The sequence below is a fragment of the Jiangella muralis genome (assembly GCF_001270745.1).
Classification (GTDB): Bacteria; Actinomycetota; Actinomycetes; order Jiangellales; family Jiangellaceae; genus Jiangella; species Jiangella muralis.
The window spans coordinates 1-1,179 of record NZ_LFXL01000085.1 but is presented as its reverse complement, the minus strand read 5'-3'; the positions used below and the strand labels follow the sequence as shown (position 1 = coordinate 1,179).

Genomic DNA, 1,179 nt, shown 5'->3' with positions numbered 1-1,179 from the left:
GGTCGCCGTCGGCGTCGTGATCGCCAGCGTCTCCGGCGGCACCGCGATCGGGCCGCTGGTCGGGGGCGCACTGCTGGAGCGGTTCTGGTGGGGCTCGGTGTTCCTGCTCGGCGTCCCGGTGATGGTGCTGATCCTCGCCCTCGGCCCGATCCTGCTGCCCGCCGGCGAGACGACGACCACGGCGCGCATCGACGTCGTCAGCGTGGGGTTGTCGTTGGGTGCGGTGCTGCCGCTGGTGTGGGGGCTGAAGGAGATCGCGGCCGGCGGGGCGGGCTGGACGGCGGTCACGGGGGTTGTCGCCGGCGCGGCGGTCGGGGTGCTGTTCGTCGGCCGGCAGCGAGTGCTCGCGGACCCGCTGGTCGACGTGCGGTTGTTCCGCGACCCGGCGTTCTCGGTGGCGGTCGCGACGCTGGCGGCCGGCATCTTCGTGCTCTGGGGCGCCAACTACTACCTCGCCCAGTACCTGCAGTTGGTGCAGGACCTGTCGCCGCTGCGCGCGGGGTTGTGGACGGCGCCGTCGGCGGCCGGAGTGATCGTGGGGTCGCTGCTGGCGCCGCGGCTGGCCCGGCGGATCCGTCCGGGCGTGGTGATCGGGGTGGGCCTGACGGTGTCGGCGGCGGGCTTCGTGCTGCTCACCCAGCTGACCGCGACCTCGGGGCTGGGTCTGCTGGTGGCCGGCTCGGTGACGGTGTCGGCGGGCCTCGGCCCGATGATGGCGCTGGCGACCGACCAGGTCGTCGGCGCGGCTCCGCCGGAGCGGGCCGGCGCCGCCGCGGCGCTGTCGTCGATGGCGCCCCAGCTGGGCGGTGCGCTCGGCATCGCCGTCCTGGGCAGCGTGGTGGCGGCGGTGTTCCGCAGCGCCGGCACCGGCGCGGACACCCTGGGCGCGGCGGTCGCGGCGGCGGAGGACCGGACCGGGCTCGCCGCCGCGCGCGAGGCCTTCACCGACGGGATCGTGCTGGCGGCGACGGTGAGCGCGGCGCTCACCGCGGCGCTGGCGATATCCGTTGTGGCGCTGTCGGCCCGCCGGGATAGCGTCATCCCCACGAGCCGACCCCGTGGGAGTGCCGCATGACCATCGCCCAGCTCGCCGACGAACTCATCGACGCCGTGTTCGACGCCAACCCGCTGGAGGCCACGCTGCTGGGCTTCCGCGACCGCGAGGATCAGCTCACCGAC

General features: G+C 75.2%; 1 protein-coding gene. It reads left to right on the top strand.

What is annotated here, in order from left to right; all coding sequences use genetic code 11:
* The coding region (locus tag ACW62_RS32770; protein WP_053208324.1) for an MFS transporter at positions 1-1,075 on the top strand (1,075 nt) is incomplete at its 5' end.
* Positions 1,076-1,179: the final 104 nt, after the last annotated feature.